13 protein-coding genes are annotated in these 16,690 nt (G+C 49.2%); 4 read left to right on the top strand and 9 right to left on the bottom strand.

Annotated features, from left to right (window positions below; genetic code table 11):
• Position 1: 1 nt before the first annotated feature.
• Genes BUB81_RS16420 through BUB81_RS16395 form a run of 6 tightly spaced genes read right to left on the bottom strand, consistent with a single transcriptional unit; the run spans position 2 to position 8,201 of the window.
• Positions 2-1,477 carry a transglycosylase SLT domain-containing protein gene (locus BUB81_RS16420; protein ID WP_073324405.1) on the bottom strand — a complete coding sequence of 492 codons (1,476 nt, stop codon included), beginning with the start codon at positions 1,475-1,477 and terminating at the stop codon, positions 2-4.
• Positions 1,458-1,895: an LPP20 family lipoprotein gene (locus BUB81_RS16415; RefSeq protein WP_073324404.1), complete on the bottom strand. Its 438-nt coding sequence runs from the start codon at positions 1,893-1,895 to the stop codon at positions 1,458-1,460. Before BUB81_RS16415 ends, BUB81_RS16420 begins: the two co-directional genes overlap by 20 nt.
• Positions 1,892-2,284: a hypothetical protein gene (locus BUB81_RS16410; RefSeq protein WP_073324403.1), complete on the bottom strand. Its 393-nt coding sequence runs from the start codon at positions 2,282-2,284 to the stop codon at positions 1,892-1,894. The genes BUB81_RS16415 and BUB81_RS16410 overlap by 4 nt, the downstream gene beginning before the upstream one ends.
• On the bottom strand, positions 2,285-5,092 hold the full coding sequence (locus BUB81_RS16405) for a fibronectin type III domain-containing protein (RefSeq protein WP_073324402.1): 2,808 nt from the start codon (positions 5,090-5,092) through the stop codon (positions 2,285-2,287).
• Positions 5,093-5,108: 16 nt separating this feature from the next.
• Entirely contained in the window at positions 5,109-7,106 is a 1,998-nt protein-coding gene (locus BUB81_RS16400; protein WP_073324401.1) for a CsgG/HfaB family protein, read from the bottom strand.
• 9 nt (positions 7,107-7,115) lie between these two features.
• A complete protein-coding gene (locus tag BUB81_RS16395; protein ID WP_073324400.1) occupies positions 7,116-8,201 on the bottom strand; it encodes a hypothetical protein in 1,086 nt (361 codons plus the stop codon).
• 387 nt (positions 8,202-8,588) lie between these two features.
• Here BUB81_RS16395 and BUB81_RS16390 point away from each other — a divergent pair, with 387 nt between their 5' ends.
• Both BUB81_RS16390 and BUB81_RS16385 read left to right on the top strand, forming a co-directional pair.
• The gene (locus BUB81_RS16390; RefSeq protein WP_073324399.1) at positions 8,589-10,112 is read left to right on the top strand and encodes a putative bifunctional diguanylate cyclase/phosphodiesterase; all 1,524 of its coding nucleotides are present in this window, start codon (positions 8,589-8,591) and stop codon (positions 10,110-10,112) included.
• 249 nt (positions 10,113-10,361) lie between these two features.
• Positions 10,362-11,042 carry a YitT family protein gene (locus tag BUB81_RS16385; protein WP_073324398.1) on the top strand — a complete coding sequence of 227 codons (681 nt, stop codon included), beginning with the start codon at positions 10,362-10,364 and terminating at the stop codon, positions 11,040-11,042.
• Between the two features lie 28 nt (positions 11,043-11,070).
• On the opposite strand, the gene BUB81_RS16380 is transcribed toward BUB81_RS16385, so the two are convergent.
• From BUB81_RS16380 to alr, 3 genes are read right to left on the bottom strand one after another with little or no spacing between them, the layout of a single operon-like run.
• Positions 11,071-12,006, bottom strand: a complete 936-nt coding sequence (locus BUB81_RS16380) for a glucosamine kinase nucleotide-binding domain-containing protein (protein ID WP_073324397.1) — start codon at positions 12,004-12,006, stop codon at positions 11,071-11,073.
• 4 nt (positions 12,007-12,010) lie between these two features.
• Positions 12,011-12,793: a ZIP family metal transporter gene (locus tag BUB81_RS16375; protein ID WP_073324396.1), complete on the bottom strand. Its 783-nt coding sequence runs from the start codon at positions 12,791-12,793 to the stop codon at positions 12,011-12,013.
• Between the two features lie 2 nt (positions 12,794-12,795).
• Entirely contained in the window at positions 12,796-13,887 is a 1,092-nt protein-coding gene (gene alr, locus BUB81_RS16370) for an alanine racemase (protein ID WP_073324395.1), read from the bottom strand.
• Positions 13,888-14,103: 216 nt separating this feature from the next.
• On the opposite strand from alr, the gene BUB81_RS16365 reads away from it, so the two are divergent.
• The gene (locus BUB81_RS16365; protein WP_073324394.1) at positions 14,104-15,684 is read left to right on the top strand and encodes a sodium:solute symporter; all 1,581 of its coding nucleotides are present in this window, start codon (positions 14,104-14,106) and stop codon (positions 15,682-15,684) included.
• Positions 15,685-15,741: 57 nt separating this feature from the next.
• Positions 15,742-16,671, top strand: coding sequence for an N-acetylmuramic acid 6-phosphate etherase (gene murQ, locus BUB81_RS16360; protein ID WP_073324393.1), 930 nt, complete (start codon positions 15,742-15,744; stop codon positions 16,669-16,671).
• Positions 16,672-16,690 lie beyond the last annotated feature (19 nt).

The following is a 16,690-nucleotide window of genomic DNA, read 5'->3' as shown; positions in this document are numbered from 1 at the left end:
GCTATGCGTCAAATTGCTTGTATTTTTCCATCCGGGTCACCACCTTCTTCAGGTAGTTCCGGGTTTCTTGTGCGGGTAAATGTGTCAGCAGGAAATCGTACACCTCGTTAGGGGCCATTTGGTTTATTGCTTTGACTGCTGCACTGATACTTTTCTTACCGGTAAAGGTTTTGGCCACATTGCCCACACCCGTGTTGTAGCTGGCAACAGCGCAATAAAACCGCACCGTTGGATCACTGATTTTGCGTAAATACCGGTGCGTTAATAAGTGAAAATACGCTGAGCCGAGTTTGAGATTATTTTCTTCGTTAAACAGGTAGTCTGCGCTGACAATTTTCTTTTCGCCGTGCACAAACAAGTGCGCATCTAAGCCGGCTGTTTTCGGTACCAACTGCATTAATCCGAACGCAGGTATTGGTGAAACTGCTCTGGGATTAAAGCTCGATTCGGTTTCAATGATGGCCATGATCACGGACACCGGTACGTCATATTGTTTGGCGTACGCTTTTATTTCATTGAAGTACTGGCCAAACAACTTTTCCTGATAATCATTAACAAACGCAATGCGCAGTTGCAGACGCGTCTGACCGTCTTCTTCCACCACATCTACAACGGGCATAACTGCAGCTGGCGCGGCTTGCTCAACGGTTTCAGCTGGCGCTTGCTGACTACTAATTACAGCTGTCTGTGTTTGCCGAGATGACGGTTGTTCGGGCTTCGCAGGATCTGACTCCATGGTCGGCGCAACCGCGTCGCGTTTAACTCTATCGGGCTTTTTGCCCCCACCCACTGACTTAACCGGACCAGCAATGGCGGTGATTGCACTGAGCTGCTTCGTTTTTGTTTCTGGCTCGGGAGCAGCAAGGGCCTGCTGCTCTGCTTCGACTTCTGCCATCCTGACCGCCAACTGCTCATTCAGGTCGGCCAGTTGAGTATCGATTTTAATGGGGAGAACGGTTTGGATGGAAGACTCTGTAGACGGAATCACTTCACTGGACGCTTCTGTGACTTCCGCCACTTCTTTGATGACAGCTTCGCGCAGCACATCCTGGGCATCCAGCTGCTCGGGAGTCGCCGTCGCAATTGAACTGGACATCGCCATAAGTTCGGCGAGCTTTTCCTGAATGTCAGCACCAGGTTCAATGATCGTTTCTACAACCAGCTCGCCTTTGTCAAAGTCCGCAATCGCGCGGCTCGACATCGAAGCATTGTAAGTAACCCAGCGATGGCGGTCAGGCAGAGCACCATCGGGCCACTTTACCTCGATGCGTTTTGTAAGACCTTTAAACGCGCGGTTAATAGCTTGGTCAACGGCATCGTAAATGTCGTCTATGCGTTGGGCCTGAGTATTGAATTCCAGATCCATTTGGGCGCTGATGTCGTCAAAGTCATCAACCGACTGTGCCGAAACCGGACTTGTGAACGCAAGTACCAGGAAAAATAACGAAACGAGGCGTTTAGTATTGTTTAGCCGCATTGCTAATGGCCTCTAAACTTTCCCTTTGTTTACAGACGTCCGCTTCATTGGTTAAACAAATCCCCAATGTCACTTCGGCTACCCAGGTTCCTTCTGATTCATAGACTTTTTCGTCGACGACCACCGTACCCTGCAACCAGGTTTTCACCCGGGTAGCGATGATATCGCTGCGCACCTCGTATTCTTCTACGGTTGATCCTGCGCGAATCTCTATGCCTTTAACCTGTTCAGATAATTGTCGCTGTGCGTCCAGCTGCGCGGCACGTTTGGCCAACATGCGGGCCTGGGCATTGGTTTTCGCCATGGCCGGATCAATCGTTCCAAAACCCAGTGCGGTGACAACGCCAGGAGGTGTGTCTGCCTGAGCCATACCACAACACGCGAGTACAGCAACAAGCGCTAACAATTTACGCTTCATTGTTTAATACCTTTCTGTTTAAGTACTTCGTCATAAACGCTGTTTACCAGGTCAATTTCGACCCCTTCACGCACCGAATCCATGAGTTGATCAACGACATCTACTTTAAACGCCCCCGACAATAAAAACTGACGAATACTGAGCAGTTCACGTTTACAGGCGATAGGTGCATGAGCGATGGTTGAATCGATAGAATTGACCTTTAAGTACAGCTTCGCTTTCGCAACGACACAGGCTCTGTAATTGTCGCGTAATGAGCCTAGTTCTTTTGATTCACTGACTTTTTTGATGGCCGATAACTCGTTGGCAGTAGTCGATGCACTGCTCACACATAACATGCCCAGTAACACAGCGGTGGCAATGCCAGGATATTTCCTTGGAGCATTCATTTATTGGCCTCCTTCGGGCACAGCTGTGGTGGAGATTTCCACCGATGAAGAGGTAGTACCTTCTAATTCGTCTGTATCAACAGCACTGATGCGGTAACAATAACTACGGCCGCCAGAGACATCCGCATCCACGTAGGATGTGTTTTTCACGCTGGCCAGTTTTCTGACGCTGCTACAACTGGAACCTCGGTAAACCTGATAATAATCAATGTCAGACTCGGGATTTGCTTGCCATTGCAATACGACATTCGGCACAGATTCAGACGCTACGACGTTTTCAACCCGCGTCGGAACAGGCTTGGTTTCAGCAACAACGGAATCTGACGTTGGACCGATAGCATCATAACGATTATAGGCCACGATTCGATATTCGTACTGTGTACCGTCTTTTAACTTCTTAAAGAAATTACCTTCATCTACAAACCTGCCACTGGTACGACTGTCGATGGTTTCCAGTAAATCAAAGTCATTGCCGTCTTTGCGGTAAATTTTATACCCCTTCACATCAGCATCCGTTAACGGCACCCAGCTCAAAGTGACTTTTTTGACTTCACCGCTGGCGGCCTGAAATTGCGATGGAGGTTGAGGAACAGGTTTTGTTGTTGCACTCACGATGTTTGATTGCTCTGTTTCGGTATCGCCATCGAGCGCAGTAAGGGCATATTCGTAGGTAACACCGTCGGCCAGATTGCGTCGGTCATCATCACTGAACTGTGTAATAGAAGGCGTAGTAATGTTTTTAACCAGCTTCCAGCCATTGCTGCCTTGCAAGCGACGATAAAGTCGATAGCCATCTATATTGCGGTGCTGACTCCACGATAAATCCGTGCGACGCAACTCCCCGTCTCTCGCGACTTGCAGCGCAATGGCATCGGGACTTTTTGCTACGGCGTAATCAGAAGGATCACTTAGCAGGCCATCTTTGTCTTCGGCAACAACGTAATAAGCGGTTTGCGCATAGGGTTTTAAATCGCTGTCGATAAACGCTGATTCACTGGCAGGCACCGACGCAATTTGCAGCCAGTTGCCATTATTCCAGCGACGATATAAACGGTATTGCTTAATATCGACCTCATTGGATGGTTGCCAGCTAACGGTAATCTGGCTGTCTTCTACGGTCAATGTCGGACTGCTTGCCTGATCCGGTCTCGGTTTGGTTTTTGCGGTTTGTGTCTGAGAAACCACGCCGACACCGCCGAACTTATTGGTCGCTACAACGAGATAGTGGTATTCCTCACCGTCCAGTAGCGGCTTACTATTATCGACACCATCTACAAACTGGGTTTTGCTCTTACCGCTAACATCTGCCAACTCTTCCAGCATGGTATCAGGGGTCAATGCGTCCTGAGTTCTGAAAATCCGATAACCCGTCACATCATTATCAGGCACTTCTGACCAGTACAGATGCACAGATTTCACTCCACCGGATACCGTAAATTCGGCCGGGGCTGGTAGCTTTTTAGTGGTCTTTTGCACCGTGTTGGTGTACGCCGACTCTGATAACCTGTCGAATAAGGTAATCGCGTATTCGTAAGACACGCCGTCGCTGAGTGCCTTCGTATCGGTATACTGGCCACCGTGACCTGAGGCGGCTTCGCCAACGACACGCCAGTCATCGGCGCCTGTTTCGCGGCGGTAAACCTTAATACCGTATTCATTGGCAACTGGCTGCCACGATAGACGGACTTCACGAGTTAACACTACGTCGTCAACACTCAGCGTAACAGACGGCGCACTCGTTATTTGAACCGGTGACGACTTAGCACTTTCTTTACCGCTGGCGGTTACCGTTGTGACCGCAAATTCATACTGCGTATCGGCTTCAAGGATATTAACAGCAGTAACGGAATAATTAATTTTGCCCGTGTCTTCAACCTTTACCGCCAGTTGCCAACTGCCGCCGGTTTCGCGGTAATAAACCTGATAGGCTGCGGTTTTTTCTTTGTTCGCTATCGAGGGTACAAAGTCCAGAGAGACGCCATTTACAAATACCTGATGAGACAAAATAGCCGGTGCAGTAACGTCCGTTGCAACTTCCGTTTTAGAGATACTGGCCCTGGCCAACATGCCGCCGTCCACTTCTTCACCCGTTTCAAGGATAATGTCCAGACGATAAAAATATGTGCCGCTTTGTGGCACACGTGTATCAACGTATTTGGGCTCTGTGGTGCTTTCCACAAATTCAAAAGGACCCGTAGCAGACTCGCCGCGATAAAGGTTGTAGTAAAAAACAGGTCCTAACTCATTGGTTTTCCACTCAAGTACCACCTGTTCACCTTGCGCGGTTCCGCGGAATTCAGTTAATGCTGATGCAGCGCTTGACGATTCAGGCTTAAGAGATTGCGCTTTGCGAATACGTCGCTCCAGTGACGCGACGATCTCCGAGGCTCTTGAAACCAGTTCACCCTGGGTCAGGAAACTTTCCTGCCAGATGGCAGCTTCCCGGGAATTACTGACATCGACGAGTTTAAAGTCGACGATAATGGTGGCACGCTTAATATCGATTGTGCCGGTAAGAATGAAATTGACCCCTAAGTCATTGCCGTAGCTAATAACCTGATCGGTATCAGCGACTTGCGCACCGCCAATTCTGTAGAGGCCATCTTCCATTTGACGACGGGATAACAGCTGGTAGGTTTGCGTTCTTTCCAGCTCTTTACGCATCGAAAATAACAGGTCACCGTCCAGCCCGATAGCATCGATACTGGCTGGCGTTAGATTAAACAACGCCAGGCTGGTTTTTCCCTGAACCACCGCTGGTATGCATAGCATAACCAGCACAAGTAACCTGTTAACTACTCCGCGCATATCCCTCGCCTACTACTTAGTTTTTAAACTGATAGGTATCGATAATTTGCTCAACATACCCGTCAATTTTCGATGAAATCGGTGAATTGATATTAGACTTCACTTTTTCATCAAACATGGCATTGATAAATTGCTCTAATGCAGCGATCGGTTCTTTACGTCTTAACAGGAACTCTTCGCCTTGTTCAAAGTAACCCACTTCGCGGTTACGCAAGGGCTGCAGCACTTTACGCGACAGGTCCTCAACTACCTGGTCTGCCATCAGCTGCAACATTTCAGTATCGGTTGCAATTTCCAGCGGATCATAAGGTACGTTCGCATCTTTCACGCCGTCGTTACCTTCATCTTCTTTCACCAGACGTGAGCGGATGGTGTCAACGCTAACGTTCTGGCCTGTAGAGACATCAACGATACGGTAGGAAATTTCGATGAAGCCCACTTTTTTGGCTTTCGTAACGGTGTACTCTTTCTCTGCATATACCGGCACCATGATTTTTGCTTGTGGTGCAGATTGCAGTTCGTCTTTCTTCGGATTCGGATTCAGTGCTTTCCAGTTCAGGAAGTCAATGTTGTCCTGGATTTCCTGGCCCACCTGATAACGCACGGTTTCAGCACTCTCAGAACGAGTCTGATCGACTTTAAATAACAGTACAGAACCCATGATAGCAACGTCGATACCGTATAAGCGGCCCATTTCCTTGGCAGTGTCCTCGGAAACTACACCAATCTGGCCCAACTTCATCTCTTCCAAAATCGACTTCAGGTTTTCACGCTCAAGGATATTGATGTCTTTACTTGCGTTGTTGAACAGGTTTGAGATCAACTTACCGGCAATCAAGCCACCCGCATCCATGTTGTAAGACGGGCTCTTAAAGTCGAACACCGCAATGGATTTAATAACACGCTCACGTATCTTGTCCTGCACGTCACGGGATTTTTCGAACAAACCTTCCATTAATGGATCAAGCTTGCCGATTAACTCATACATGTACCAGGCAACGCCGTAGTTACCGTTATCCATGTACTCAATAGCAATATCCTCGGCGCGCGATACAACCGCATTACGAAGGGCTGCTGCGCGAGGCGGTAGCGCACCACCCGTTGCTTCATCAATTTCAATTGACAGTTTAACGGCACGGGCAATGTAACCTTGCTGTAGCAGACGTGTGCCTTCCAACACTTTTTCGTCGACTTGCTTCTCGACTGCAGTCACTTTCCAGGTGCGGCAGTCCTGGTCATCACCAGACATAGCCAGTACCTTGTCACACGCAAATTCAACCAGCGACCAATTTTGAATATCGACAGACTCAGCGGCTAAGTTCTTGAAGAACACAGGGGTGTTTTTCGAGTCCGCATCGGCAGCCATTTTCTTGGCAATCGCATTAGTCGGATCCAGCATACTGGCCTTACGCGCTGCCAACTTTGCATCTTCGAACTCGTAATTAACAAAGGCTTTTTTAGCCTGTAACAGATAGTCGCGGGTACCTTCTGTCTTGATTCTTGAGGCTAAAGGCACGGAGGCTTCAAAGTTTGGATACAGCTTTTGTACTTGTTGCAGTGTCAGATTGGCGCGTACCCAGTCCTGCCGGTCAATTAACGCCAGCGCTTCAGAGTATTTTTCTTTTACTTCATCAATCAGCGCTGTGCGTGACGTACTAATTTTGGCTTCTAGCTCACCAATAGCCGGTAAGGTTGGCGAAAACTGCTTAGCTTCGTTTACCAGTGACTCGGCTTTATCAATGGCGTTAATGTCAACGCTCGCCGCATTCAACAGTGCCTGTGCCTGACCCAATAAGTCCTGAGAGGCTTTTAAGCGCATGTTGCTCAGCTGTGCAGCATACTGCTTATTGTCAGGCTCTTTGGCGATGGCTTGTTGCAAGTACGCAATGGCTTCTGCGTAATTGCCAGCTGCCGCCAGTTGTTGAGATACGTCAAACTCTTTCTTTCCCTTGCCCGTTGATTGACACCCTGCTAGGGCTGACAATACCAGAGCGGCCAGTACATACCGTCTCATTGTTTATCCTCAAACTTTGGTTGCGGTGATTTTATTTCCAGACACGCCAAGAATTGTCATTTTGTGACGCTGGGCTACCTGACTCGCCAACAGCTCTTCATAAAGCTGCTCGGTCCACCCTTTGTAACTAATAACCAGGTGGGCTACACCATTGGCGATTGTTGATACTTCAATTTGTTGCACTGCCGGCATGGCATCCTGGAGCGCCGCTTTCATTTGATTGGCGATATCCAGTGACTCTACACCTTCAATGTCTAAGAAAATGTTGCGCGCCTGAACCTGTTCCAGGTGCCAGAACTTGATGAGCTGCTTGCGAAGCTGTGGCCATTCCTTGCGAATAATATCGGCTGACAACTTGCTGAAAATACTGTTTGATTTTACGCCGGGTTTGCTCGCGCTTTTTACGCCAGCGGCCAATACCTGGTTGTCACCAACGCGCGTCACCTTCATGCCCAGCGTCAGCTCATTGGCGTTAATTTTCATACCCTGGAATTCATCAGGTTTGATCTGCGCATCAACGGTCAGATTTACTGCGAAACCAGCATAGACAGGCTCAGATTCGTCGAATACCTGAAAGCCATCGCGCAACAAGCGCTCCACCATTTCATTACGCACGTTTTGCGCGACCACGAGGTTTTCCGATGCGTCATCAATGACCACGGTAATACGTGGCATTTTTGTCCAGCCCATTGAAGCCTGAATCTGAGCGACTTTATCGACAAGCGCATTAACCCGAACGTCTGCCTGGATAACCACTTCGTACACCCCGTTATCGCCAGGGCCGTCGTACATGATTTTATATTCGTCGATTTGACCAGCTGTGCTGGAATAGATTTGGTCTTTACCGAGGAGGTAATTGTTAACGTCGGTGCGAGAGCGAACAAAAGTACCAACGACTTGTTCAACCGCCGCCCGCTTGGCGTTTTCCAGCGCGACTTTCCGCGCTTCCACCATATTGTCTTCAGTTAACTCACTGATTCCCTTTGCTTCAACCAGCTTTGCAACTGCTGATGAGCTTACCCCGACACTGATTAAAGCGCAGAGCGTGAATGCGATGCGAAATATACGTCTTACGCTTCCATTGCACACTGACATGGTGTCTCCAAATACCAACTATACGACAACAAGTATTAAATATAATCCAATTGCCGAGTTATTGCACTAATGCATCCCGTTCATCGCAGTTTATCCAGATTTCACCTGCAATGTCTTCTGTTAAAGTGGTTTTTTTTGCGTTTTTACGGATTTTTAACCCTCTTTGTAGAAAATCATTTACACCTGCAGGCATATAATTTGGTTTAACTGTTCCTACCTGTTGCCGAATTGCGTCGCTTATCCACAAAACACCAAAATTTTACGTGTATAAATCCAACAAAGGTTTATTATCATTATTGAATATAATAATTTCTTGGAAACGGTTGCAGTCTGGCGCTTCCGGCCAGCACTTATAGTTACCGCTTAACACACAGAAAGGAAACAGGCATGCAAAGTGATTCCACTGGCATCTGGTATTTTGAATGTCCGGCAGCCGAACTGGAAAGCTACTTATTGTCATTGCAACGTCGGTCGGTTATTTACCCCGATGAATGCGAGTTTCTGATTCAGCATCTGAATGAGCTTGAAGAAAAATCCGAGCAGAATACGCACGGCGTAGCGCCGTTGTGCCACCGTTGTGTCACGCTGATTCAAAAAGGTGACCTGGTGGAAATCGTGGTCAACCGGAAGCAGGAAAAAATCGATCACGTAACCCAATTGCCATTGCGTGTGTCTCTTTTGAGACAGATCGAAATCTGGTACCAGAAGCGCCCCGATGCCATCACTGGAATCTGTCTGGTTGAACTTGATGGATTCAGCAACATCAACGATACCGTTGGCCATGCCACCGGCGACTCTATTTTATTTGAAATCGCCCGTCGTCTTGAGCGCTACGAAGCCCACAGATTTAAATTGGTCAGATTACATGGTGATGAATTCGCTTTAGCAGTTACCAAGATGGAAAGTCACGAAGAAATCTGGGACGTATCCAAATGGATTGGCGACCAATTCGAAGCGCCGTTCAATACGCAAAAAGGCGCGGTATTTCTTACCCCGTCAATCGGCATGTCGCTGAATATAAATACTACCGGCGATCCGGTATCGCTGCTGGAATCTGCCTATATAGCTTTGAATCACGCCAAAAGCGACCCGCTAGCAAAGGAAAAATTGTTTAACCCACAGCAGGAAAAAAACCTGACTCGCCAGGTGTTGCTTGAATCACAGTTAAACCAGGCACTGGATGATGAAACCGACCTCGAAATTTGGTATCAGCCCAAACAAAACCTGCATTCGATGGAGATCAACGGCTTAGAGGCACTTATACGCTGGCGACACCCGGTTGATGGCTTGATCTCACCGGCAGAATTTATTCCACTTGCCGAGCGCACCGGGTTAATTTGTGAAGTAACCGACTTTGTGGTCAAACAAGTGTGCCAGGACCTTCCAGTTCTTCGCAAACAGGGCTTTGAAGGGAAAATTTCAATCAATATTTCGGCCAACGATTTTTTACGGCCAAATCTGGTTCAGGCGCTGTTGGATATCATTGCAGAATCTGAGGTCAGCACGTCAGATATCGAACTGGAGATTACAGAAGGCGCGTTCATCAGTGACTTCAATCACTGCATTTTACTGCTAAATTCTCTACGAGAAGCCGGTTTCGCCCTTTCCATAGATGATTTCGGCACCGGTTACAGCTCGCTAAGCTATCTCACCCGCTTACCCGTCGACACCGTTAAGATCGACATGAGCTTTGTTCGCGAACTTGCGCATTCCCCGCAGGCAGAGAAAATCTATAAAGGCATGATCGATATCTGCAAGGCGCTGAAGTTCAAGGTACTCGCGGAAGGGGTTGACCAAGACGAACAACGCACCATTCTCCAGCAAATTGGTTGCGACAGTATTCAGGGGTATTTACTTAGCAAGCCCCTCGCACTGGACAAACTGCTTGGCTATTTGAACACCGCAGAATAACCGGCGACCGCGCCGCATTTTCACAAATAAAATACATTGGCATTACAGTCTTACTACAATGCGTAAAGCTGCCGTACCAATAATATTTCTCCTCCGGGGCCGAACCGGTTGCCCCCGTGTTTTCGCCCCTAGGTGGCAGTATAATACCCGCGTATTTAACGCGGTCTTATTCATGGCGAGTCTTCTTTCAGCACCAGAATTTGACCGGCCACCGTGATTTTGACTTCAGTAACTATACGCATTAGGCCTATGAAAAACGCATCACACAGTGTTTTCGAAGATGTTTTCGCATTACTTTGCGCAGGATTGTTCGTCGCGTTTGGTATCTTTTTGTTTCAATCTCAGGAACTGATGGTTGGCGGTGCCGCTGGACTGGCATTACTCAGTACCTATGTATTTCCGGTCGAATTCGGCTTGTTGTTTTTTCTCATCAACCTGCCCTTTTACTATCTTGCGTGGCGCCAAATCAGCAAGCGCTTCATGGTGAATACCTTCATTTCGGTAACCACGGTGTCACTGTTTTCTGAATGGGTGCCTCAGTTTGTTGACCTGTCTCGCATAGACCCCATTTTTGCCGCTGTGTTTGGTGGTATTCTGATAGGGGTGGGCATGCTTATTATGTTCCGGCACAGCTCTAGCCTTGGCGGCCTTGGAATACTGGCTTTTTACCTGCAAAGTCGCTTCAACATTCGCGCAGGCACATTTCAGCTGTGCGTTGATACGGTAATTCTGAGCATCTCATTTTTGTTTATCGACGCCTATCTGGTACTGATTTCTATCCTGGCCGCACTCTGTCTTAATATGGTGATTTCACTGAATCATCGGCCTGAGCGCTACTCCTTGCCACAGTCTGTAAAACCGGTGGAGTCCAGCGCCGATATCGACACCAACGCAGATGATGTTGACCATCTGCACCCTCAAAACGGTTAGGTATTCGCTGCTATATGGCCGACGGATGTTATTTTAATACCGCGGCCTGTTCAGCCTGAACGCACACCTGAAACGCATTTTTTGCGCGAGCGTAGTGCATTGCGCCCCATTCAGCAGACTGTGCTGGTTCCACTAGACGCTGTTGCACGGAATCAGAAAGAAATGGCGTCCATTTGTTCGCCAATCCACCCAAGCACACCAGATAAATCGACGGATTCGTCAGCGCCTTATGTGCCAGTGCATCAAGATACTCTGCGCCAGTCTGTACGATGTGTTTTGCCGCAGTGTCGTGTTGCGCCAGTGCAAACATCGACGGTGCCAGCTGCGCAAATTCCCCCGGCTGAGCCTGATTGAGCCGTTCGACAATGTCGGTAGCAGACTGGCACTGATAAAACCCAGTCACCATGTCATAAATCCCTTTCGCGTCGGCAATACCATCTGCATGTAATAAAGCCTGCTGAACCGCCTGGCGGCCCAACCACGCCCCACTCCCCTGATCACCTAACTGAAAACCATAGCCACCAATTTGATGCACTGCATACCCGTTGGCTAACGTGGAAAGCGTCGCAGCACATGACCCAGTTCCTGTGATCATTACAGCGCCGTCTTTGCCAGCATGCGCCCCCAGTAAAGCAATTTGCAAATCCGAGGTAAATACGAAATCACCAAACGGATGCCGCCACTGCGTTAACAATGTTTGTGAGGAAGGCAGAAACGCACCGGCCAAACCAGCGCAAACGGTAAGTGACTGGCACACATCATCAAACACCAACCCTGCCTGAGCGACTGCGGCCTTAACCGCATCCAGCATGGACTCGAGCGCGAGGTGCTGGTAGCGGGCAATGTTAGCTGGCCCGCCTAACCCGTCGGCTAGCGCTTCGCCCTGTGCATCATACAAAACAGCCCGGCATTTCGTGCCGCCACCATCAATACCTACCCAAAAGAGTTGTTTACTTTTGTTCATGCTGTTAACCCAACACGATGTCCAATAACATCATTACAACGAAGCCTATAATCAAACTGAATGTGGCAATATTCTGATTGCCGTTTTGGTGCGTCTCGGGAATGATTTCATCTGAAATGATGAACAACATTGCGCCCGCAGAAAATGCCAGCGCCCAAGGCATAAACACCTCTGCGCCCGATACAGCAACCGCGCCCAACAATCCGCCAACAGGCTCAACCAACCCACTGGCGATACCAATCGTCGCAGATTTAGTTCGGCTATACCCTACCGACATTAAGGCTACCGACACCGCCAGGCCTTCCGGCACATTTTGAATACCGATCCCCAACGCAAGCGACAAGCCATTAGCCATTTCCCCGCCGGCAAATCCCACCCCAACCGCAAGACCTTCCGGAAAATTGTGTAAGGTGATGGCTATAACGAACAGCCAAATACGGGCTAACTGCTTGTCTGACGCACCATCGCGCCCTGATACAAAATGTTCGTGCGGCACGGTCTGGTGAATAAAGAATAATAAAAACGCCCCCACCAACACACCCGCGCCAGCGACCAAAGCACCGGCAATGTCACTTGCATACAAAGCCGTTCCGTACTCTATTGACGGTAACAACAACGAAAAAAACGTCGCTGCCAGCATGATGCCCGCGGCCAGGCTCAACAACCCGTCTTCCAGCCGCCTCGACAGCGACTGAATAAAAAATACACCCAGGCTGCCCAGCGCGGTTCCCACACTGGCGCATGCACTGGCGATAAACCCGGCTAAGACAATACTGGACGAGTCCATGCTCAGGGGTTATCCCTTGCAGCCTGTTCCACCGTCCTCGGCACCCGGGTCGATACACGTGTCGTTAACTCATAGCTTATGGTGCCTGCACATTGCGCGACTTCATCCACTGGTAATTGTCGGCCCCACAGCTCAACTGTGTCTTGTAACGCTACGTCCGGGATATCGGTCACATCGATAGTGATCATGTCCATCGACACACGTCCCACCAACGGGGCCCGATGCCCTCTAATAACGACCGGCGTGCCCGTTGGGCAGTGGCGCGGATAACCGTCTGCATAACCAATTCCCACTGTGGCAATAACGCTGTCCCGCGGCGCTTTCCAAGACTGACTGTAGCCCACCGACTCACCTTTTTTGACATTATGCAGTCCGATCACTTCAGCTTGTAACGTCATTGCAGCCTGCAGTTCTAATTGCGCAGCGGTTTTGTTCGCCAGTGGCGAGGCACCATACATCCCAATCCCCAGGCGACACCACGCCCCCCATTGATCCGGATGCGTAAGCGTAGCTGCAGAATTGGCAACACATACAGGCAAATTGGTCGCAGCCGCAATTCGATTAAACGCGTCGAACTGTGCCGTGTTAAATGGATTATCCGGCTCATCGGCACAGGCGAAGTGCGTAACCAACACACAGGGCTGTTCCGTTAACCACTCATGCGAGGCCAGTAGCGCAATAGCATCATCGACCGAAAAACCCAGTCTGTGCATGCCAGAGTCAACTTTCAACCAGACTTCTGGTCTTTGCGACGCCGGCAGTGTAGTTAGCCAGTCGAGCTGAACTGTATTGTGTACCACCAAAATGCTGTTTGACGCTTTCGCCATCTGGCAGTCCTGCATATCATGTGGCCCCTCAAGCACCACCACAGGCTGGGTGATCCCGGCATCTCGCAGCGGACGCACCTCATCGCAAATTGCCACAGCAAAACATGTACACAAATCACTTAACGCCGTGGCGACTGTTACCGCACCATGACCATAGGCGTCCGCTTTGATCACGGCTATCGCCCGGCTTGGCAACGACGGTTGCAGCCTGGCAAAGTTATGCTGTAATGCCTGTGGATGAATAATGGCGCGGGTTTGTCTGCTCAACGACGTCGCTCTCAGTAATGAACACAAATCCTACAATACACTGACTGAATTAATTAATAAATTCTTAATTTGAAATGTTCGCAGAATAATATATTCTAGACTTATATTCTGGGAAATATACACATGAAATATTTCCCGCTGAAGGATTAACACCGGTGCAGAAAACGCGGTTTGCTGCATCCTAACTTAGCTTGCCCATGGCCACAAAGTGATTACATGCTAACCCAATATACCAGCATCGATTTATTGCTCTTTGCCCTCTACGGCTTATTGCTCGCAGTAAGCGGCTGGTATTTTAATCGAAAAGCCGCCACAACGAGCGATTATTTTCTGGGTGGCAACGCCATGCCCATCTGGATGGTAGCCATATCGGTGCTGGCAACATCCCAGTCGGCGGCAACCTTTTTAGGTGGGCCCGACCAGGGATACCGGGGAAATCTGACCTATCTGGCCACCAACCTGGGCGCTTTCATTGCCGCGTTTTTTGTTGCCCGGTTTCTTATTCCCCGTTTTTACGCGCTAAACGTCTATACCGTTTACGAACTGCTCGAAAATCGCTTTGGTGAATCAGCCAAACAGCAGGCCGGACTCATGTATTTATTCGGCCGCGTGTTTGCCAGTGGCGCCCGGTTGTATATGGCAGCCCTGGCGGTTGCCATGATCCTGTTTGGCAATATCGACGCATCGAGTGTGATATCTGCCACATTGCTCATCAGCATCATAGGCTTAGTATATAGCGTCTACGGCGGGATTCGCACCGTAATTTACAGTGATGTAATGCAAGCGATCACTTATGTCAGTGCGGCTGTTGCCGTGATTATCGCGCTTTGGTTAGCCATTCCTGCCGATTTCAACACGGTGATTCAGGCGCTGCAATCTCCTGCAGATGGCCCATCAAAGCTTTTACTATTCGACGCTCGTACTGACTTTAGCCCAAGCGGTGTCTTTACCCTGCTGTCGGTATTTACCGGTTTCGTACTGCTGAATATAGCGGCCTTTGGCCTGGACCAGGACATGACGCAACGCGTATTAACCTGCAAGAATGCACAAGAAGGTGCGAAAGCCATGCTGCTCTCGGTCGTGATGGTGATACCCGTGATGCTATTATTTATCATCATTGGTTTGCTGCTGTACGTTTACTATCAGCGGCCGGATATCATGAGCATGAGCAGTGGTGCGCCTGTACCTGAGTTTGCCGGCGAGCCGGTTACCATATTCATGTATTATGTTCTGACCGATTTACCCGCAGGTCTCAAGGGGTTAGTCACTATAGGTATTCTGGCTGCTGCGCTGTCTACATTGAATTCTGGTCTGAATTCGATGTCCAGCGTATTGATTCAGGATTTATACCGGCCGTGGAAATTGAAACGGCACGCATCTTGTGCAGAAGAGCACTTTGTTAGCGCAGGCCGCATCGCAATGGCCTTTGTTGCGCTGGCATTAGCGCTCATGGCTTGTTTGTGCTATTACTGGCAACAGTATTCAGATACGCCCCTGCTGCAGTTTGCGCTAGGCGTAATGGTTTTCTCATACAGCGGACTACTTGGCGTGTACTTCGTCACGCTATTTACCCAACGGGGAAGCCCGGCCTCGGTACTGGCAGCACTGATTGTTGGTTTTATCATCCCACTGCTGCTACAACCTTATATAATGGAATGGTATTTGCCTGAATCTTTACAGTTTTCACTGGGATTCACGTGGCAACTCGTTATTGGCACACTGATTGCCGGTGCAGTGTGTGCCGTCGGACAGCAGACGTCCGGTAAAACCTGGCAGGAGGCCAGCGTACAATGTTAAGTACGAACGGTATTTTTTGTTTCGGACAGGCGCAAGCAAGCGTTAAAAATTATGCTCATGACTAAAAACAATTCAGCAACCCTACTGGAACAACTCAATAAGATTGTCTCTGAAGGTCGCAATCCGACAACAATGGATATTGACCTGTTGCCCACAATATCCATTCTGGAAAAGATCAATCAGGAAGATGCAGGCGTAGCAGACGCTGTCCGCAAAACCATCCCCCATATTGCCAAAGCGGTTGATGCCATTGTGCCTCGTCTACAGGAAGGCGGACGCTTGATTTATTTGGGCGCGGGGACCAGTGGCCGTCTCGGTATTTTAGACGCAGTAGAATGCAGACCAACGTTCAGCGTTTCCGAATCAGTTGTGATTGGCATTATTGCAGGTGGCGACGGTGCAATTAAGAATGCCATAGAGGGTGCTGAGGACGATAGCGCTCAGGGTGTGGCCGACCTGAAGGCCATTCAATTTAACCATAACGATGTGCTCGTGGCACTGTCTGCCAGCGGCCGAACGCCTTATGCCATTGCCGCGCTCGAATATGCCAATGAATTAGGGGCCGTCTCAGTTACCGTTACCTGTAACCCCGGCTCACCCATGATGGACTGCGCGCAAATAGGCATCTGCCCCGTCGTCGGCCCGGAGTGCATTACCGGTTCAACGCGAATGAAATCAGGAACAGCACAAAAGCTGGTGCTGAATATGCTCAGCACGGCCAGTATGATTCGCTTGGGCAAAACCTATGAGAACCTGATGGTCGATGTAAATGCGACCAATCAGAAATTAAAAGCGCGTGCCATTCGCATAGTGATGCAAGCCACGGATTGCGCTGAACAGGAAGCCAGCGAAGCACTGACAGCCGCGAATAATCACGCCAAATTAGCAATTTTAATGATCCTGACAGGTCTGGACGCAAAGCGAGCAGAAGCGATATTGACGGAAAATAACGGTTTCTTACGTCAAGCGGTTCAGGCTCAGAGCTAGTTTTTACAGACCATGAGGG

The organism is Marisediminitalea aggregata (genome assembly GCF_900129565.1).
GTDB classification, from domain to species: Bacteria; Pseudomonadota; Gammaproteobacteria; order Enterobacterales; family Alteromonadaceae; genus Alteromonas; species Alteromonas aggregata.
The sequence above is the reverse complement of the archived record's forward strand: the minus strand, read 5'-3'. Positions and strand labels throughout refer to the sequence as shown.